Here is a 19301-nt window from a genome sequence, read left to right as displayed (position 1 = left end):
TAGAACCTTCAAAACGGCATCATCTGCTACCTACTTGGGCCCGCCCGACGAGACGTGACGTCAGCGCAGGACGATGTCCACCGGGTTGGCTTCGGAACGCCATGCTCCTGGTTCCCCAGGCCCGGCGATGACCGGAGCCGTGAGCACACCCGAGCGGTTAGTGCGCTTGTCCCGGAGGATTTCCGTGACGGAGCCAAGGTGCCTGGACAGGTCAATCACGTTTTCCGGTGCGGCCAGGAGCAACTGGAACCCGAATTCGTGAAGCGCCTTGATACCCGCACCCGCGAATTCCTCGGACGCCAGCACGAAGGCTTCGTCCATCATCACGGTGCCATACGTGGTGAAGCCCTGCTCGGCGATTCCCAGCTGGTAGCTCAGTGCCGCGGCCATGATGAAGGCCGTGAATCGCTGGCGCTCACCGCCGGACATGGACCCTGTGTCGGCATGCATGAAGACTTCGGTCTTCTTCTTGCCGGACTTTCCAGTGGTGCCGGTTTTGCCTGACTTCGAAGCAACCTCGCGGTGTTCCTTGCACTGAATAAACAGGTGCCCGCGGACGTCCAGCACCTCAGCCCGCCAGCGCCGATCCTCCGGCGTCTGCGAGCCAAGCCGCTTCACCAAGGTCTCCAACGACTTGTAGCGCGCAGTGAGCTCGGCGTCGTCGTCGACTTCTGCCGTTGAAGCAGCACCTGCTGAAGCAGCCGTGCCGCGCGACGGCCGCGTGTGCTTGGCCTTCAGGGCGTTCTGGATCGCATCCTTGAACTGTTTGGCCGTGGCCGGCAGTGTCTGCTTGATGTCCAGTTCCAGGAAGCTGCCCTCATGGAAGTTGACCTGCGACAGGATGCCGTTGAGGGGCAGGATCCGACTGGTGATGCTTCGCCGTTCCTCGTCCAGCAGATGCAACAGCGTGCTGAAGGACTCGTGCGTGCGTTGGTTGAAGAACAGCCGGAATTCAGCCTCTTGAGCGGGCAGGCCATCGCTCACGATCGCATGGTACCGGGATTCGAAGTCCCCTGCAGCTCCAATCGAGGTGCCGTGATCGGCGCTGATAGCGCTTCCCCAGTCGCGCACGAATGCCTCGAACATGCGGGTCAGCCGCTCGGCCGTCGCTTGGCCGCGGGATTCCGCAGCATGCAGTTCGTCGAGCAACTTATTCCGGACGCTGTTGGCAAGGTTGTCGAGCTCGTAAAGTTCGGAGACTTCACCGACGCCATCGAAGTACGGCTCCAGCGCGGTGACGGTAGAGGCCGACGGCGGTGCTTGCTCCAGCTTCAACCTCGCCGCATCGAGCAGGCCGTCCGCCGTGGTCATCTTGTGGTCCAGCGCCTTGTATTCGCTCTGCAGGACTGCGGCCGCACCTGTGGAGGACTGGTGCTTTTCCCGGACACTCTCGATATTGGCACGCAGCGGCTCCAAGTCTGCCTGGGCGGCCAGAGCGTCCGTTAGGCGCTGTTCGATCCTGGCAAGTTCATCCGCGGCCACGGCTGCGGAGACCTGCTCCCATGGCCGCTCATCTTCAGCGACCCTGCGCAGCGCTTCGAGCTGACGTGCCATACCCTGATGCGAATCCTCGCGGCTCTGGGCAAGTTCCGCGGCCTTCACGAGCTCGTTTTCCAGCTCCCCCACGCGCGCTGCCACCAGTTCGAGCTTGGACGCGTTATCGAAACCGAGGACGTAATCCTGGCGGCTCGTGAAACGGTCGTCCTTCTCCACGGTGTGCCTGTTGCGTTTGACCACGCCACCAAGGCTCAGGCCCTTGTCCATCGAAGCAAGCTCGTCAGGGTCCTCAACGCACGGGTACGCGAAGTCCAAGGCAATCCGCTCGCGGATCCACTCCCCGGCGTCGGCGTTGGCGCCCGAGGTGAGAATGCTTAACTTAGTCAAGAGGTCGCCATCGGACACGTCCTCCACAGCCAGCGCGCCACCGGCGAGCGGCTTGGAAACATCGACAGCGCGAAGCGCGCCCCGGACGGTGTTGTCGTTCAGGTACCGCGTCACAGCGGCGAAATGCTCACCCGGAACCAGCAACGTGGTGGCGAGGTTACGCAGCGCTCGTTCGGCGGCCGGACGCCACTGATCCTGGCCCTCTGCCAGATCGATCAGCTCACCGCCAAAGGGCATCCGTTCTTCCGGAACCCCGGTTGCTGCTGCGATAGCAGCCCGGTTCTCAATGCTCGACGGCGGCAGCAACGACTTGCGCGACCGCAACGAAAGCAGCTCCTGCTGGGCCGCGGCGAGCTCACGCTTCTTGGTCGCGTGTCCGTCAAAGGCTTCAAAACGAAGCTCCCTGAGCGCCTCGGAATCGTCTTTCAATTCCGCCGAGCGAGCAGCTGCCTGCTCGTGCGCCTGATCCCAGCCCTCGGCGGTCCACTCCAGGTTCAGCCCGGCATCGGTCAACGCCTTCTTGGCGGAATCTTCAACTTGCTGACGCAGCTTGAGGCCAACCCGGGCGTTTTCCAACGACTGCTCAATCGCCGAAATCGCGTTGCCGCCGCGGTTGTTGTAATCCAGCTCAAGGTCACGGAGCTCCTTGGCCAAAGCATCCCGCACAGTGCGTTCAGCAGCCAGTTCCTGAGCCTTGGACTGAGCCAGCTCCTTGAAACGGGCCAGCGTCTTGGCGTGCACCGTGACCGCAAGCTGCTGCTTGTAGGCCTCGAACTCCTCGCCGGCCAACTCGCGGAGACGGTTCGCGTCCAGCAACGCCTGCGCGTACTCCTTGTTCAGCTCCGGAACCGGTGCCAACTGGTCCCGCTGCTGCCGTACGTCTTCCAACCGCTGCCGGATGGACATCAGGTTGCTGAATTCCTCCACCACATCATCGGCGGCAGCCAACGTGGCAGGAGCATCGAGTACCTGGTCGCGGAAGAACGTGTTCACGCTGCCGCCCAAGCCCTTACCGGCCTGGATGACGCGAAGCAGCGGAAGCGCCTGATCCGAGTTGATGCCCAGGAGCCTGCGGAACCTTTCGGCGAACGCCTTGTGCACGTCGAAGACCTGGCCCTCGGGGAAGATCGACTCCAACGCGCCCTTGGTAAACCGCTTCTGCGCAATGCCCTCGATCGCCTCAAGGTCCAACGGCTTGCTGTCAATCACATAAAAACGCCCGACACTCGACTCCGTGCCATTCTTTGGCAAGTCGAACAGAGCCGACACCGTCACCTTCGTGCCAGCCGCATTATCAAACGTCAGTGCGACGGCGGACCAGGTGGCACCGGGACGCTGGAAGGCACTCGCCGAGCTATCCCCCACCGCCTTATCACCCACCTTGCCGCGCATGTAAGTGAACGTGGTCCTCTTGTCCTCCACAGCCCCGCCGGATCGCTGGGCCGCAGCCTCGTTCGAGCGCGGACGGGCATCAAACACGCGGAGCATCGCATCAAAGAGAGTCGACTTGCCGACACCCGAGTTACCCGTAAGGAGGGTGCCCTTGCGGTCCACGTGCATGGTGTGAGCCCCATGGAAGGTGCCCCAGTTGACCACCTGCACGAGGGCCAAACGCATCTGGCCCGGGTTCGTGAGCTCGCCGAGCGGGAGCATGCTTGCAATGGTCACTTGGTCATCCCTTCAGCGTCGGTTGCGTCCGCGGCGGCACCGGACACATGCTCTGCATGCTCGCTCGTCCCTCGCTTAGACGCATGCTGCCGCATGTCCCCGGCATCGCCGCTGGCGCCGTTCCCGACTTCATCGGCATCACCGATCTCATCCGAAGAACGCTCGACGTCGGCGCTCACGTCAGCGGACCCGTCACCTTCAGAGTCCTCGTCCAGGTAGTCACCTGAGGGCGTGGGTTGGTTGGAGTCGGAGTCGAGGTCCAGGAAGGGCTCTGTGCCGGATTCGTCGGCTGCTACTGCTATCAGGGCCTCGATTTGGGCCGGGATGTCGCCGATGTTTTCGAAGGGGAGTGCCAGCGGAAGGGCGTTGCTGATGGTGTACGTGTCATCCAGCGGGGTGGGGAGGATGAGTTGGCGGGCCAGGAGCTTTGTGATGGTACGGGTGACAACGTCAGAGTCCCGGAGGGCATCCTGTTGGCCAGCGGGTGTGTAGTTGGCGACGAGGTCGGCGATTTCCTCGCGGGTGATGGTCGGGTCGGTCTGGGCTGTGACGTGGCGGTCCAGCAGCAGGCGAAGGCGCAGCAGGACGATGGTTTCCACCCGGCTCAGGGCACGCTGCTGGCGCAGGATGCTGGAGCGGGAACTGGCACCGACGACTTCCGGGTCAACGGGTCGGAGGACTGCGATTTTGCGGTCGTGGTCGAGCTGGAGGCTGAGGAAGAGCTCGGACAGGCGGCTGCGGAGGATCAACTGGTTGTCCAGCAGCGTGGTCCACAGTTTCTCGTCGCGGCCACCGTCGATGTACGGGCCCTTGAGCAGTTTCACCAGCGCATGCCGCACTTTCATGGGCAGCACTCCCGTGTCGCCGGGGAACAGCGCGGCGCCGTCCACGAACGTATCCCGCGGCGTGACCCGGAACGGGTCAGTATGGCTGACTTCAGGAGCAGACTCGGCTTCAGTCGCCTCTTCGGTGACCTCGTCCGCTTCGGTGATGTCCGTCGTCGTGATTTCTTCAGTCATCAGAATCCTTATTCAGCGAGACGACAGGCAGGTACGCGGTGCGGATGCTGCCGTCGATTTGTTCGAAGTCGATGTGTTCCCAGGCGGCCCGGTCGAAAGCCGCGCCGGTCTGCAGTGCCATGGACAGCAGGGTGCGCACGGTGTTGATGTGCCGCTCTTCGGCGGGCAGGTTTTCCCATGCGTCGCCCAGCGTGGCTGCACCTGCCATGGCTGACCGGACAACCTCAGGCCGCGCTTTGCCGGTTCGCGCTGACCGCACCCGGTCCGAGTCGCTGAAAGCGATGGGATCGGCCAGGCGTGGTGGTGTTGCGAATTCGTCGGGGTCGAAGAGTTTGACCATGGCCAGCGACTCGAACCCGGCATTGAAGAGCGCGGGTCCGCGGACCAGGCCGGGTCGGTCGCGTTCATAGGGCATGGATCGGATGGCTTGTTCGGCCTCGGACAGCACCTTCCGCAGGCTGACGGACTGCCTGACGTCGTCGCTCTGGATGTAAGTGTTCAGGCTTTCGGAGAGCTTGCCGTAGATCCGCTGGATCTGGCTGTGCTGCGTGCGCAGCTCGGCCACCAGGTTTTTCAGCGTTTCGCGGTCCTCATGGGAGAGGTCGTCCGCGAACTGCCGGCTCAGCACCTCGCCGATAGCCGAGCGGAACCGCAACTGCTGCTGCGGATCCTCCAGAAAAGCAGTGAACGAGCGGAAGGTGCGGCCCTCGGGGCTTTGCCGCAGGCGCTTGTCGGCCTCCAGAACCTGGGCCATGGTGGCGCCCTTGCTCAGGGATTCCTCGATGATCTGGTTGCGGAGCTCGCCTACCAACTCTTCGATGCGGTCACGCATCTTCTTGTAGTCGGCAGGCAGGCTGGCCGCGAGATCCAGGATGTTGCCGGCCGCTTCAACGGCTTCCTCATCATCCAGGAGGCCGTCAAACTCGCCTGAGCTGATGTCTTCCACCAGCTGTTGGCGTTCCTGGATTTCCTCTTCCAGGGCTTCCAATCGCGCGCTCTGATCCGGGTTGGTCTCGTTGGCGAGCTTCTCCACGTCGCCCAGGAGCGTGCCAAGCCGCGAACCGTTCAGTGTGGAACGTTCGCTGGAGAGACTGTCCAGGAACGCGAGCACACGGGCAGCGGGCTCGGTAACTTCGTAGACGATCTGACCTGATTGGTTGCGACGCGTCAGGAATTGTTTACGGGTCCATTCGTCGCCGAAAAGCTTGCCGTTCTGCTGGCCGCCCAACGCCGGGTCCTGCCGGCGGAGCTGCTCAAGGAAAGCGTCGACGTCGGCGTGGAACTCTTCGAGTGGAAGCTGCGGCCGGGTGCGGGTAAAGGATGCTTGCAGCACCGCGATCACCCACGGCGCGGACCGCGTCAGAGCCCATGCGGGGCCCTTGGTCAACTGTTCGAGGTCACGGAGCCTCGCGCTAATGGCGTCGGCGGAGGACATGGCTGACCGGGACAATTACTCTCCTTCAGCTGCTGCGAAACCTGGCTGGCAGCGAAAACTGCCCCGTACAAGGTTAACGCAGAGCGTCGCCGGGGCCACCGATGGGCCCGTCGCTGGCCGACTGGGGGGCGGCCGGCGGCGGATGAGCCGCCGAAGAGCCGCCGAAAAGCGCGCCTCCCGTGCCGCCGTCGAACCCGTCCTTGTACCTGGTGGAAGCTTGCCTGCCGCAACCATTCCGTAACCTACCGCCTGGTATGGTTTCGATCCCATATCAACGCCGCCACGACGCGTTTCTGCTCTGGCCGGAAAGTACTCCCGCCCCTAGTGTCAGAGCATCGACGCAGCCACGCCGCGTCAACCCATGCATCGTCGCCCCGGGGGGAACCATGAATTTCGACTTCACTGCGCTTGATACAGCCACTTACGTATTCATTGGAACGCTGGTTTTCGCTGCAATTCTTGTGGCCTTTATCGCCGCAGCAGCAATGGCAACAATTATTCTTATCGGAGCAGCGGGCATTGCTTGGTACGCCATTAAGGCGGTACTGGGCGGCCTTGTCCACGGCATTAACTTTGCGTGGGACCGCGTGGTCCACCACGCCGGACAAGTGGAAATTCCTGCCGAATTCCAGCCGCAGGTTTCCCCTAGCACCGGTAGCTACTCGCGGGTAGCATTGAGGGACAGCTGAAGGGTTCGCACCCAAGGCGGACCCTGGCTCCATCCGGCACCACCGGCTAGAGGAGTTACCCCATGACGTCCGCCACTGACAACAGTCTCGCCGCTGCAAGCGTCAATGCCACCGCAGAAGAAGCCCGCGCCGTTGCCGAGGCTGCCCGGGAAACAGAATGGAACCGGCCCAGTTTCGCCAAAGGCCTGTACCTGGGCAGCTTTGACCTCAGCCTGATACACCCATGGCCGCAAGCCAGACCTGACGATGTCCAGCGTGGCGAGGAGTTCATGGCCCGCTTGGTGACATTCGCCAAAACCATGTCCGGCCGCGTCATTGAGCACGACGCCAAAATTCCCGACGAATATCTGAAAGGGCTCGCCAACCTGGGTGTATTCGGCATGAAGATTCCGCGTGAATATGGCGGGTTGGGCTTGTCTCTGGTCTATTACGGCCGCGCCCTTGCCCTGCTGGGATCGGTACATCCAAGCCTCGGCGCCCTCATTTCCGCCCACCAATCCATTGGTGTTCCGGAACCCGTAAAAGAATTTGGCACCTCTGAGCAGAAGCAGGAATACCTGCCGCGCTGTGCCGCCGGCGCCATTACCGCGTTCCTCTTGACAGAGCCCGACGTCGGCAGCGACCCCGCGCGCATGGGCGCCACTGCAGTGCTGTCCGACGAGGGCGAGTCTTACCTTCTGGACGGCGTGAAACTGTGGACCACTAACGGCGTGATCGCCGAACTCGTGGTGGTCATGGCCAGGGTGCCTTCGCACACCGATGCTGACGGCACCGAGCATAAGGGCGGTATCTCCGCTTTCGTGGTGGAAATGAACTCCCCCGGCATCACCGTGGAGAACCGCAACGCCTTCATGGGCCTGCGCGGAATCGAGAATGGGGTGACGCGCTTCCACCAGGTTCGCGTCCCTGCGGCCAACAGGCTCGGCCGCGAAGGGCAGGGCCTGAAGATCGCCCTCACTACGCTTAATACCGGACGGCTCTCCATCCCTGGCCTGTGCGTCGCTGCCGGAAAGTGGAGCCTGAAAATCTCCCGCGAATGGTCCAACGCACGGACCCAGTGGGGGCGACCGGTGGGCAAACACGAGGCCGTAGGCAAAAAGATCGCCTTCATCGCCGCCACCACTTTCGCGTTGGAGGCCGTGTTCGAACTTTCCGCCGAAATGGCTGACGCCGGCCAAAAAGACGTTCGTATCGAAGCCGCGCTGGCCAAGCTGTGGTCCACGGAACTGAGCTGCAGGATCGCTGACGAACTCGTACAGATCCGCGGCGGCCGGGGCTTTGAAACAGCCGAATCCCTGGAGGCCCGCGGCGAACGGGCAGTACCGGCCGAGCAACTCCTCCGGGACCTCCGCATCAACCGGATCTTCGAGGGCTCCAGCGAAATCATGAAGCTCCTGATTGCCCGCGAAGCCGTGGATGCCCACCTTGCCGCCGCGGGCGACCTTGCCTCTGCGGATGCGAGCCTGCAAGACAAGGCGAGGGCCGCCGTCGGGGCCTCCGGCTTCTACGCGAAATGGCTCCCGAAACTCGTAGCGGGCGCCGGGATGGATCCGCGGTCCTATGCGGAGTTCGGGCGTTTGGGCAAGCAACTGCGCTTCGTTGAAAGGTCCTCGCGTCGGCTTGCCCGGCAGACCTTTTATGGCATGGGCAGGTGGCAGGCCAAGCTTGAGCACAAGCAGGCGTTCCTGGGCAGGATCGTGGACATCGGCGCCGAGCTGTTCGCCATGGCCGCATGCTGTTCACGCGCCGAGATGCTGCTCCGGACCCACCCCGAACAGGGCGCTGCCGCGTACGAGCTGGCCGAGGCATTCTGCGAGCAGGCACGCGTGCGGGTGGACGAATACTTCGATCAGCTGTGGAGGAATACTGACGACGGCGATCACGACCTTTCGCGCAAGGTCCTCGCCGGCGACTACGCCTGGTTGGAGGCCGGCGTCCTGGACCAGTCCGAGGGAACCGGCCCTTGGATCGGCGATGCCTCGCCGGGCGCCTCAACCAAGGAGAACCTGCACCGCAGCTACCGGTGAGCCATTAGCGAACGTCCCCGTCCACGTAGAACCAGCGCTTCCCTTCCCGCACGAAGCGGCTGATTTCGCGCTGGACGCCGCGTTCGCCGTCGAGCCTGTAATGGGCAGCGAACTCCACGGTGCCCGACGTCTCCAAGGGGCCACCATTCGTTGCGGAAACGATGTCCAGCCTGCGCCACTCCATGTCTGGATCGAGGTCCATGGACGCTGGACGGGTGGAGGCGTGCCAGGTGCGGAGGAGGTAGTCGGCATCAAGGACGACGAAGGCCGCATACCTGGAGCGCATGAGTTGCCCGGCCGTTGGCGCGTCGGCTTCGCCGCGGTGGAAACGTCCGCAGCAATCGACGTACTGCTCACCGGAGAGACACGGGCAAGCGCCATTGCGGAGTCGGGATGAATCAGGGGTCACGAGGTCCCAATCTGGGCTGAAAATGAGAGCTGGGCAACATATTTTCCCACGCCGTATAACAGCTTTGAAACAACCCCGCCGGAGTGTGGGGCGGGGCGTGATTCCGTCGGTGCTGGACCTTAGGCTTGTATATGCAAGCTGGGTGGGCAATGGGCGCATCACAAAACGACGGCCAGGGGAGGCTAACGTGGAGGATCCGACAACACTCGCCATCAATCTGACGTATTTGGGCACACTGGGACTCGCGGTCCTGATGTTCCTGGGGCTCGGGTTGATCATTATCATCACTCTGGTGGTCGCCGGAATTGGACGGCTCCTGTCGATCATCCTCTTGGCGATGGTGGGGATTTTCCCCAAGAAGGACCACACTCCCATCGTTCACCTTCCCCAGCATCCGGCGCATGTGCCTGATCCCGTGGCTGCCGACGATTCCGCGCTTTCCGCCCCGGAGCCTGCTTTGGTGCCCACACCTGCACCTGCTGCAGTTTCCGAGCCCGCCGCAGATGCCCCGGTTACCGTGCCCGCCACAGCTGCCGCGCCCAAGCGCGACCTCATGGGAGACGTTCGACGGCGGCTCTCGGGCGCGTCTTCCGCGCTCAAGGAAGGCGCGTGGAAGGCAAAAGTCGACCCCCGCAACCTGCCGAAACCGGCCGAGATGAAATCGGTGGTGGAACACCAGGCCGCCCACCATCCCATAGTCGTTGCAGCCGCCAAGGAACCGCCTGTGCTCGCAAAGGACTGGGCGGATGCTGTAGCCGAGGCAGACGAACGCGCTGCGGCGCGAGCCAAAGCCCAACAGCCGCCCGCCATCAAGGTGACTGTCCGCGACCTTGACGACCCCACGCCGTCGCCCAATGGCAAAACTCCGACTCCCAAGCGTCCGGACTTCCCGCCCAAAAGGCCGGACAACGGCTCCGCGCAGCCCGGTGATACCAAAGGCCCTGGATCAAGCAACGGAGCCAAGAAACCAGGCCCGAACACTTCCAAGAGTGGAAAGTCGCCGAGCCCGATTCGAAAAGGTTCGCTCAGCGGAGCCAGCCGCAACTCCTAGCTGATGCCTACGCTGCCAGCTGCCGGAACGTCGCACCGTGGTAGATCAAGGGCTTGGACTCGAGGTTGATGGTGGTCGCTTTTACCTCGAGAACCACGATCGCGTGATCACCGGCCGGCGTCTCGGAGATGACTTCGCATTCGAAACCCAGCACCGCGCCGTCGATCAGCACTGCACCTGAGTCGCTCACGCTGGTGTCCAGCCCGGCGAAACGGTCGCGCGTCTTGGACGCCAGTTGAAGGGCCGCCGCTTCCTGACCTTCGGCGAGTACCGAAACTCCCAGGCGCTGGGCCTGCCGGAGCTTCGGCCAGGTGGTGGAGGAGTTTTGCACTGCGAACATCACCAACGGCGGTTCCAGCGAAACACCAACCGTGAAGGACGACGCCACCAGGGCTTCCGGCGTGAAATCCACCATCGCGCTGAACGCGGCAACTCCGGACGGAAACTGGGCAAATGCTGCCTTGATGGCCGCCGTTTCTTCCACTGTGGTCTGTGTCATTCCGCTGTCCCCTATCGTGCGTAGCCTGAGTTCCTTTCCATAATTCACCTGCTTGGGGCAACGGCAATATTTGTTGATTCGAAAGACATTTGTGTTGCCGCATGTCAAGAAATGTCGCGAAGTAAGGCCGCTTCCATTACCTCCCAAGACGAAAAACGAAGAACTTCTACCATTTGCGTTTATGCCTCCGGCGGCCGTGTGTAGCCTCGATTGAACATCCCACCAGCACCGTCCCACCACAGGAAGCCAGACATGAGCCTCAACGAGCTACGAACGCTTGGACGCACTGGCGCCCTGATCAGCCCCCTCACTCTGGGCACCTTGAACTTCGGCACCGGTGCCGCACCCACGGGTCCAGCGGAGAGCATCCGCATCATTAAGGCGGCCCTTGACGCCGGTATCACCAGCGTTGACACCGCTGACATCTACTCGCAGGGCGAGGCCGAGACTGTGGTTGGCCAGGCCATCCACAGCCGCCGCGACGACGTTTTCCTCGCCACCAAGTTCCATGGCCAGATGGGCTCCAACCCTGCGCACGCGGGAAACTCGCGCCGTTGGATTGTCCGGGCTGTGGAGGACAGCTTGCGGCGGCTGAACACGGACAGGATCGACCTTTACCAAGCGCACCGCCCGGACTACAACACCGACCTGTTGGAAACCATCACAGCCCTCAACGACCTCATCCGGCAGGGCAAGATCTTGTACTACGGCACGTCCGTGTTCAGCCCGGCCCAGCTCGTGGAGGCACAGTGGATCGCCAACACCAACCACCTGACGCCGCCTGTGGTGGACCAGGTTCCGTATTCGCTCCTGGTGCGAGCCAACGAACGGGACGTTTTCCCCATCACCCAGCAGTACGGCGTCGGCGTTTTGAGTTATGGACCGCTCGACGGTGGGTGGCTGGCTGGCGGTTATCGCGTCGGCGGCGGCCAGCCGGAAAGTTCGCGATCGGCTGCGGTTCCGGGCCGCTTCGATGTCCATGCACCCTTTAACCAAGGCAAACTTCACGCGGCAGATGCCCTCGCGCAGCTTGCAGCCCGCCACGGGTTGACCCTTATCCAGCTTGCCGTGGGCTTCGCCCTCAACCACCCGGCAGTCACCAGCGTGGTCATCGGGCCGCGAACCGAGGACCACCTCACCGACTATTTGAAGGCCGCAGATGTGGTGCTCAGCGAGGCGATCCTCGACGAAATCGACGACATCGTTGCCCCGGCCGTGAACTTCCTGGAGCGCGATGCCGGCACGGTCGCGCCCCACCTTGAGTACCCGGAATTGCGACGCCGGTAGCCCCCTTTGCGTTGTGAGGCCCGCTTTGCGCGCTATGTGCTCGCTTTTGGGCGCAGAGCGGGCCTCACAACGAGCTATTGACGGGGTTCGCCCGCGGCGTGATCCTTGACCTAGGTGCTGCGGCACTCCGCAGCGTTTAGATTCCAGTAGAACGCCGCCGTCCTATGTCCAAACACCATCTCAAGCAAAGAGCAACGAAAGCCGCCAACCCCGGTCAGCCGACCCAAGGTCCACTGACCCACGAAGAACTGCAGCTCTCCGGGCGAAATCACTCCATGCCACTTGAGGCCCTGCACGACGACATCACGCCGGCCGGCCTTCACTACCTGCTGATCCACTTCGATATCCCGCACGTTTCCGCGGAGACATGGCGACTACGCCTGGGTGGCGCCGTAAATCGGAGTCTTGAGTTGAGTCTTGAGGACATCAAAGCCCGGCCCGCCGTCACCATGCCTGTCACCCTTGAATGCGCAGGCAACGGCCGGTCCCTTCTGCAACCTCGTCCCGTCAGCCAACCGTGGGTTCTGGGTGCCGTGGGCACAGCCGAGTGGACCGGCACCCCGTTGGCGCCCTTGCTGGAGGAAGCAGGTTTGGCGAGTGACGCCGTCGAACTTGTTTTTACCGGCGCCGACAACGGCATCCAAGGTGGCGTCGAGGAGCCTTATGCACGCAGCCTTTCAGTGGCAGAAGCGATGCATCCCGAAGTCATGCTGGTCTACGCCATGAACGGCAATCCCTTGCCCATCCAGCACGGGTTCCCGCTCAGGCTGCTGGTGCCCGGCTGGTATGGCATGGCGAGTGTGAAGTGGTTGGCATCGATCGAGGCCGTGAAGTCGCGGTTCATGGGGTTCCAGCAGGCCGTCGCTTACCACTACCTTCAAGGTCCTGACGGCCCAGGCATACCCGTGAGCCATATTCGCGTCCGCTCCCTCATGATTCCACCGGGAATCCCGGACTTCTACACCCGGCGACGCGTGGTGGACGCCGGTCCCGTAATGCTGCACGGGCGCGCGTGGTCCGGGCACGGCGAGGTCGAGCGGGTTGAGGTAGGAATCGACGGCGAGTGGATGCCGGCGCACCTGGAACCGGTCCTGGGTGACTTTGCCTGGCGTTCGTGGTCCATGGTGTGGGTCGCGGGCCCCGGCGAGCATGTGCTGAGGTGCCGTGCGATGGATTCGTCGGGTGCGCTGCAGCCCACCGAGCAGGTGTGGAACTACCAGGGCATCGGGAACAACATGGCGCAGGTAGTCGAGGTGACGGTGCGGTAGGTTCTTTCGGTTCCGGCCTCCGGCGACGCCCGGCCCGGCCCGGCCCGCTGAGATCGCTGGAACGCTGCGTGATCGCCGGAGCGCTCCGGCGTGTTCGGTGGCTTCCCGCCGTACTCGCACGTTTCCGGCGGTCTCGCGGCTCTTGCGAGGCCCGGTTAGACTCTTCCCAACCATGAGTATCCCGTCATCATCCCCGGCAAATGTCCGCGTCGACGCTTGGCTTTGGGCGATCCGCGCCTACAAGACCCGCTCGGCCGCCACCGCTGCCTGCCGTGCCGGGCACATCCGCATCAACGGAAACCCTGTCAAGGCGTCGCAGAGCGTGATCATCGGCGACACCATCCGGGTCCGCGAGTCCGGCTGGGAACGGATCCTCGAAGTCCGGCGACTCATCGCCAAGCGTGTGGGTGCCGAAGCCGCTTCACACTGCTTCACCGACCACACACCCCCGCGTCCCGTTGCTCCAAAGCTCGGTCTCCCCCAGCGTGACCGCGGCGCGGGCCGACCCACCAAGAAGGACCGCCGGGATATGGAGAAGCTTCGGGGGTAGGTGGCTTTATGAATGGCCGCGCCTGGTACTTATCCACAGGCCGCGTTTTCTGACATGAATGGATCTTCACTCCCCGCCTAGACTGACCGGCACACCGCCAAACAGCTGCTGGGGAGCCTGTCATGTCACGCCATTCGTTTGCTTCTTTTTCTTTCGTTCGGGTCCGAACGGCGGTTTTGACTCTGACCGCTGCGCTGCTTCTGAGCAGTTGTCAGGGTGGCTCCGCGCCTGGCGGCCCCCCTTCAGAAACAAGTTCGACGACGGCGTCGCCCACCACGAGCGTTTCGGTTCCCTCGGCTTGGGCTACTCCCGTTTCTCCTGGGGTTTACAAGCCCGCTGACGCTAAGGGTAAGGCCCAGAACGTACCCGTTCCGGTGATGCCGGAGCTGGCGAAGGAGAACTCGAAGGCGGGGCTGGAGGCGTTTATTGGGTACTACTACGCTGTTGGCAACTACGCCAATGAGACCGGGGACATCTCCGTCCTAGGTACCCTGAGCACTCCCGAATGCAAGGCATGTGCGTACTTTCAGAAAGCCTCGACGGATAGCTACAAGAATGGTCGATGGATGGTTGGCGGACATATGGATGTACCGGCGATGGAAGTTGAATGGGACTCCAGCACGACTTCCACCGTTGTTCGGGTTCAGGTCATTCAGGATGAAATCAGCTACCGCAACGCCGATGGCTCTGAAGGGCGGGCCCCCGAAGCGGCTACCAACGATGCATTTGTCCTCGTGGCCACTTTCGAAGCAGGCTGGAAGGTTGTGGACACCGGTGTACTTCGCTAAGCAAGGGCTAGTTTTCAGTATGGCGTTAGCGGGCCTGGTCATCGGTATGCCTGTAAACGTCAGCCCGATGGAGAGCCCGTCCGATTGGGCAGGCGCGAACCGATCAACGGGGACAATAGACGTTGGATCAGGCTGGAAATTCGATTCGGCCAAAGGAAAATCGCTACCAAGCCTCGGTGGGTCAGGGACGGCACTTGCCGCCGCGGAAGATCCGTATCAGTACATGGCTGATACCCACTGCCGTGCCGACGGACCCGACACCAAAGACCCTGGTTGCGATGCCCTGGACTGCCCGGCCACCACACCGGCAGGCGAGGAAGGCACTCCGGTCATCTGGAAGGAGGCGCCCAAAGCCATCACCAACCCGGGCTGGACCGACTGGATCCCCGTCAGTGGACCGACGTGCCTCTATGACCCCGAGCCCGAGAACGTCCTGGCCAACATCGCGGCCAGGATCCTCAACGACTTCCGACAACTTCCCGTGAACCCTGGAAGCCTCGAAGCCCAGCCGTTCCCCCACACCCTCAAAGGCGGACCCACCAACTTCTACGCCACCACCGGCGAACAAAGCTTCGACGTCACCATCCTCGGCCAAACAGTCCACCTAACCGCCACACCCGCCAACTACACCTACACCTTCGGCGACGGCACCACCCTCGGACCAACACCCGCCGCCGGCTACTCCATCCCCGAAGCCGAATGGCTCAACAACGAGACACGCACCAGCCACATCTACACAGACACCGGCAACTACCAAGCCACCCTCACCACCAGCTTCACCGGCACCTACTCCGTCAACAACGGACCACCACTACCCATCGACGGAACCCTGGACATCACCACACCCGCCAAAACCATCCAAGTCTGGAAAACAGAAAAAGCACTCGTCGCCGACACCTGCCAGGAAAACCCCAACTCCTGGGGCTGCCCCGGCGCGGAGAGCAGATAGACGGACGGCGCCACGTACCGCAACCACCCACTTTGATTGCCGCATCCTGGCGACACACCAAAAAGACGGTGCCTCGAGACCACCCACGATTCAAAGTGGGTGGTTGCGGCCCATGGAGTCAGGGATCCTTCGCCTTAAGTGAAGAAAAGCATCAGTTTCTAAGAACTGATGCTTTTCGCCTGCTGAAGCCTAGGAGAACCAGGTACCTGGAGGGCCCATGAACAGCAGGAAGCTAAACACTGCGCCCACGGCAACCAAAGTCACCACAACAGCAAGAAGCGGGTTACGCAGGACCCAAGCCTGGGCCTTCTCGAAGCCACCTTGGGGCGAATCTCCCCCAGCGGCCAAGCGCCAATCACCGGCGAGGAGGCCGCGACGGTCCAGCGACTTCTCCATGGGGATGGTGGCATAGGGGATCACTGCTGAAGCGATGGCAAGCATGCCGGTGCGGGTTGTCCACTTCTGGTTGATCCACGTGAACGCGGCCGTCGCGGCGTAGCAAAGGAACACGAACCCGTGGATGCCTCCGGCGATGCTCACACCGACGTCTGTGGTTCGCGTGACGTACTTAAGGAACAGTCCGATCAATAGCATCGTCCATGTCACGGCCTCGGCAAAAGCAACGGTACGGAACAAAGTGCGGGGCTGCATGGAAGTCCTCAGGTAGAAAACGGGAGACACGCCATATTTTACCGGCTGTAGAACTTCCAGCACGTCAATCAGTGCAACCGCAGTCACCCTGGAGAAGGGAGCGCCTCCCGGTTGCGGATCCGAGAGTCGCCGAATTCCAAGGCCACAGGTGCGATCTCCACATCAGGCTCATGCCTGGTCCGGGCTTTCCCGACTGCGATGTGCGGCAACCATCGGGGCGACTTGTAACCAAGGGCAGGTGAGCTCAAGATGAAGTCGTCGATGTTGTCGAGGCCGAGGTCGTCAAGAAGTACGTGCAGCCCTTGCACCAAAAGTGCCTGGTAGTCGTGAACCTCCTGGGGCACGTCCACTTCGAGCCCCATAAGGCGCCCACCGCCCAAAGGAATCAGCCTGTCCGACTTCCCGAGGAACCCCTGCATGACAGGCAACTCCGTCAACCAACTGGAGATCTCGGGGAGCACTTTCTCCGGAGGAGACAATCCCTTGGTCCATGCAACGACGTCCCTTCCCAGCTCGTCCAGAATCCCAACATGCAGCAGCGTCATGTGCAAGCCTTGGGGCTTCCGCAAGGAGTCGACAAAGCGGTTCAGTCCCTCATAGTCCGAGGATCCGGAACCGACGCGTACGACGGGCACCTCCACGGTGATGCGGGATCCATGAGGTTTGCTTCCAGGGGAGACAAGGTCCGTCATGGGTGCCATTATGCGCCGGAATCCAGGCCAGCGGCAGGCCGACAGCGCAAGCTGGGTACCGGCGTCGTACGTTAAGCACTACTTCTTGGAGCGGGCCTGAACCAGGTTGGCGAACGGAAGACGACCAAAGGCGGCAACAAAGTCAGCGTGGTAGGCGGCCTCGGCGGCGTTTACTTCGGAGGCGGGGAGTTCCTTCCATGCAACGATCAGGTCAAGGGCGTCGCGGAGTTGCCAGATGAGCCGGGCGTCCCAGACGACGGTGGGTCGTCCACGGCCGTAATCCATGAACTCTTGGAGCTGCTTGCGGAGCCCCCTGTTGCCTTGGCTCCCTGCGCTGGCTTTGCCGATGTACAGCACAGAAGCATCGGGAATCCATTCGGACTCCAGGTCTTCACGTTTGAGGTTGGGGTCCTTCTTCTTGAACGTGCCGGCAGTGCTCTTGGTGAGGAATGAGGGCTCGAAATCCGCGGGACGGAGGATTGCGAAGATCCCAGGTCCCTGGGGAATCCTCATGGGATCGAGTTCGTCGAGCGGCCGGAATCCGGTGAACCTGTCCTCAGCGAGTGACTTTTTGGTGAAGAGCATGCTCCATTGTGCGGGCCGCCCCTGATAGGCCCAAAGACGCCAAAGCCTGAAGCAAACCTTTCAGCGTTGACAGGCTCTTGTGACCCGTGCCATATTCGAAACGTGAACCTGTCAGACAGCCGGACAGCCGGACAGCAAGGACCCCAGGGTGGGCATACGCCTATCTCACGCATTTCCGCAGCTGAAGCGGTCTTTGCGGCACTGCGACGCGCCATCGAGGGCGGCCAGTTCGATATCGGCACCAAGCTGAGCTCCGAAGCGACGCTGGCGGGTCAGTACGGCGTAAGCCGCTCAGTCATCAGGGAAGCGTTGAGGTCCTGCAACACCTTGGGCCTTACCGTAACCAAGACCGGCAAAGGCACATTCATTGTGGCCAACAAGGTTGCTAATGACCTTACCTTGGGTCAGTACAGTGCGCGTGATCTTAACGAAGCCCGCCCGCACATCGAGATCCCGGCGGCCGGCCTCGCGGCCCAAAGAAGGACAGAGGAAGAGCTGGAGCACCTCAAGGACATCGTCCAGGAGATGCTCACGGAGAATGATCCCGAAGCCTGGGTGAACCTGGACGCCAGCTTCCACTCAGCCGTGGCCCGCGCCAGCGGAAACAGGGTATTTGCCAGCGTCGTCTCGGATATACGTGAAGCCCTGGCCCACCAGTCCGAAACCTTGAACCTCGTGGCAGACCGGCAACACCGCTCTGACGAGGAACACGTCGCCGTCCTCAACGCAATCGAAGCCGGCGACTCCGAAGCCGCAAGCAAAGCGATGGCCGCCCACCTGCAGGCCGTCAGCGTGGCGCTGGACACAATCCTCAGTAAATGACACATCCAAAGGACACCATGCCCGCCCCCGAAGCACCGGCCCAGGCCCACGAGAAAAAAGCGCCGAACCACGTCCCGCTCGTAGAGGTAACCCGCGACGGCCTGGTCGAAAGCATCCATTACGGCTCGCTGATCGCCCTCAGCGCAGATGGCAGCACCGCAATCCAAGCCGGCGAACCGGATGCCCCCATGTATCCGCGCTCCAGCCTGAAGCCGCTGCAGGCTGTCGCGCTGCTCAAGGCCGGTTTGGACATCCCCCAGGACCTCCTGGCGCTGACCGCTGCCAGCCACTCCGGCGCGCAGATGCACCGCGATGGCGCCGCCGAGATCCTGAAGCTGCACGGCCTCACCGAAGCGGCCCTGGGTAACAGCACGGACCTCCCTTACGGCGTCGCTGAACGTGAAGAGTGGCTACGCCAAGGTAACAGCCCCACCCAAATTGCTCAGAACTGCTCCGGCAAGCACGCTTCCATGACCGCAGTTTGCGTCATCAACGGCTGGCCTGTGGAGGGGTACTTGCATCCCGAGCACCCGCTGCAGGTCCTGGTCCGCGACACCATCACGGAACTGACCGGCGAGGAAGCTGCCGCAGTCAGCACCGATGGCTGCGGCACTCCGCTGTTCGCACACTCGCTTCACGGTATGGCGCGTGCCTACGGCCGCATCGCCGCCGCCGATGAAAACACCGACGAGGGCAAGGTTGCCCACGCCATGCGCCGCTACCCGCAGATGGTGGCCGGCGAAGGCCGCGACGTCACCGCGCTCATGCGGGCGGTCCCGGGACTCCTCGCGAAGGACGGCTTTGAGGGACTCCAGCTTGTCGGCCTCCCGAACGGCACCGGCGTAGCGGTGAAGATTTCCGACGGCGGTGATCGCGCCCGCATGCCCGTCACCGTTGAGGTTCTCCGCCGGTTGGGCGTCGACGGCGGCAGCTTGGACACGCTTCAGAGCCCACCCGTGCTGGGCGGCGGCCTTCCGGTCGGCGAGCTCCGCGCAGCCCAAATTTTCAGCAACTAAACCAAGGACAGC

Annotated in this window: 17 protein-coding genes and 1 pseudogene; 10 read left to right on the top strand and 8 right to left on the bottom strand. The window is 62.5% G+C overall.

Annotation, left to right across the window (positions count from 1 at the left end; all coding sequences use genetic code 11):
• Positions 1-60: 60 nt before the first annotated feature.
• From ACZ881_RS20285 to ACZ881_RS20275, 3 genes and pseudogenes are all read right to left on the bottom strand, one after another.
• Positions 61-3552, bottom strand: a complete 3492-nt coding sequence (locus tag ACZ881_RS20285) for an ATP-binding protein (protein WP_476117771.1) — start codon at positions 3550-3552, stop codon at positions 61-63.
• A 197-nt stretch (positions 3553-3749) separates the two neighbouring features.
• Positions 3750-4571 (bottom strand): annotated as a pseudogene (locus ACZ881_RS20280) (DUF4194 domain-containing protein); the annotation flags it as partial.
• Positions 4564-6021 (bottom strand): DUF3375 family protein, encoded by a 1458-nt coding sequence (locus tag ACZ881_RS20275; protein WP_476117770.1) that lies wholly within the window; start codon positions 6019-6021, stop codon positions 4564-4566. The pseudogene ACZ881_RS20280 and the gene ACZ881_RS20275, both read right to left, overlap by 8 nt.
• A 371-nt stretch (positions 6022-6392) precedes the next feature.
• Here ACZ881_RS20275 and ACZ881_RS20270 point away from each other — a divergent pair, with 371 nt between their 5' ends.
• Together ACZ881_RS20270 and ACZ881_RS20265 are read left to right on the top strand one after the other, a co-directional pair.
• Complete coding sequence (locus ACZ881_RS20270) at positions 6393-6695, top strand: hypothetical protein (protein WP_091463474.1); 303 nt, start codon at positions 6393-6395, stop codon at positions 6693-6695.
• Between the two features lie 62 nt (positions 6696-6757).
• Entirely contained in the window at positions 6758-8722 is a 1965-nt protein-coding gene (locus tag ACZ881_RS20265) for an acyl-CoA dehydrogenase family protein (RefSeq protein ID WP_476117769.1), read from the top strand.
• A 4-nt stretch (positions 8723-8726) separates the two neighbouring features.
• Here the strand turns inward: ACZ881_RS20265 and ACZ881_RS20260 are convergent, their stop codons facing one another.
• Positions 8727-9131 (bottom strand): YchJ family protein, encoded by a 405-nt coding sequence (locus ACZ881_RS20260; protein WP_476117768.1) that lies wholly within the window; start codon positions 9129-9131, stop codon positions 8727-8729.
• A 187-nt stretch (positions 9132-9318) separates the two neighbouring features.
• Between ACZ881_RS20260 and ACZ881_RS20255 the strand changes: the two genes are divergently transcribed.
• On the top strand, positions 9319-10182 hold the full coding sequence (locus tag ACZ881_RS20255) for a hypothetical protein (protein ID WP_476117767.1): 864 nt from the start codon (positions 9319-9321) through the stop codon (positions 10180-10182).
• 7 nt (positions 10183-10189) lie between these two features.
• Here the strand turns inward: ACZ881_RS20255 and ACZ881_RS20250 are convergent, their stop codons facing one another.
• Positions 10190-10681: a flavin reductase family protein gene (locus ACZ881_RS20250; protein WP_091463493.1), complete on the bottom strand. Its 492-nt coding sequence runs from the start codon at positions 10679-10681 to the stop codon at positions 10190-10192.
• Positions 10682-10933: 252 nt separating this feature from the next.
• Between ACZ881_RS20250 and ACZ881_RS20245 the strand changes: the two genes are divergently transcribed.
• From ACZ881_RS20245 to ACZ881_RS20225, 5 genes are all read left to right on the top strand, one after another.
• Positions 10934-11968, top strand: coding sequence for an aldo/keto reductase (locus ACZ881_RS20245; RefSeq protein WP_091463495.1), 1035 nt, complete (start codon positions 10934-10936; stop codon positions 11966-11968).
• Between the two features lie 164 nt (positions 11969-12132).
• Positions 12133-13236 (top strand): sulfite oxidase, encoded by a 1104-nt coding sequence (locus ACZ881_RS20240; protein WP_476117766.1) that lies wholly within the window; start codon positions 12133-12135, stop codon positions 13234-13236.
• Positions 13237-13408: 172 nt separating this feature from the next.
• Positions 13409-13786, top strand: coding sequence for an RNA-binding S4 domain-containing protein (locus tag ACZ881_RS20235; RefSeq protein WP_018779945.1), 378 nt, complete (start codon positions 13409-13411; stop codon positions 13784-13786).
• A 122-nt stretch (positions 13787-13908) separates the two neighbouring features.
• On the top strand, positions 13909-14574 hold the full coding sequence (locus ACZ881_RS20230) for a DUF6318 family protein (RefSeq protein WP_476117765.1): 666 nt from the start codon (positions 13909-13911) through the stop codon (positions 14572-14574).
• Between the two features lie 223 nt (positions 14575-14797).
• Positions 14798-15523 (top strand): PKD domain-containing protein, encoded by a 726-nt coding sequence (locus tag ACZ881_RS20225; RefSeq protein ID WP_476117764.1) that lies wholly within the window; start codon positions 14798-14800, stop codon positions 15521-15523.
• 189 nt (positions 15524-15712) lie between these two features.
• Here the strand turns inward: ACZ881_RS20225 and ACZ881_RS20220 are convergent, their stop codons facing one another.
• The 3 genes from ACZ881_RS20220 to ACZ881_RS20210 all read right to left on the bottom strand — a co-directional run bounded on the left by ACZ881_RS20220 (position 15713) and on the right by ACZ881_RS20210 (position 17451).
• Positions 15713-16174 (bottom strand): DUF3817 domain-containing protein, encoded by a 462-nt coding sequence (locus ACZ881_RS20220; protein WP_476117763.1) that lies wholly within the window; start codon positions 16172-16174, stop codon positions 15713-15715.
• Between the two features lie 83 nt (positions 16175-16257).
• Entirely contained in the window at positions 16258-16866 is a 609-nt protein-coding gene (locus ACZ881_RS20215; RefSeq protein WP_476117762.1) for a hypothetical protein, read from the bottom strand.
• 78 nt (positions 16867-16944) lie between these two features.
• Positions 16945-17451 (bottom strand): hypothetical protein, encoded by a 507-nt coding sequence (locus ACZ881_RS20210; protein WP_476117761.1) that lies wholly within the window; start codon positions 17449-17451, stop codon positions 16945-16947.
• Between the two features lie 102 nt (positions 17452-17553).
• On the opposite strand from ACZ881_RS20210, the gene ACZ881_RS20205 reads away from it, so the two are divergent.
• A complete protein-coding gene (locus tag ACZ881_RS20205) occupies positions 17554-18273 on the top strand; it encodes a FadR/GntR family transcriptional regulator (protein WP_014923019.1) in 720 nt (239 codons plus the stop codon).
• The gene (locus ACZ881_RS20200) at positions 18270-19289 is read left to right on the top strand and encodes an asparaginase (RefSeq protein ID WP_476117760.1); all 1020 of its coding nucleotides are present in this window, start codon (positions 18270-18272) and stop codon (positions 19287-19289) included. Before ACZ881_RS20205 ends, ACZ881_RS20200 begins: the two co-directional genes overlap by 4 nt.
• Positions 19290-19301 lie beyond the last annotated feature (12 nt).

The sequence above is a fragment of the Paenarthrobacter sp. TE3676 genome, from assembly GCF_056279165.1.
The sequence above is the reverse complement of the archived record's forward strand: the minus strand, read 5'-3'. Positions and strand labels throughout refer to the sequence as shown.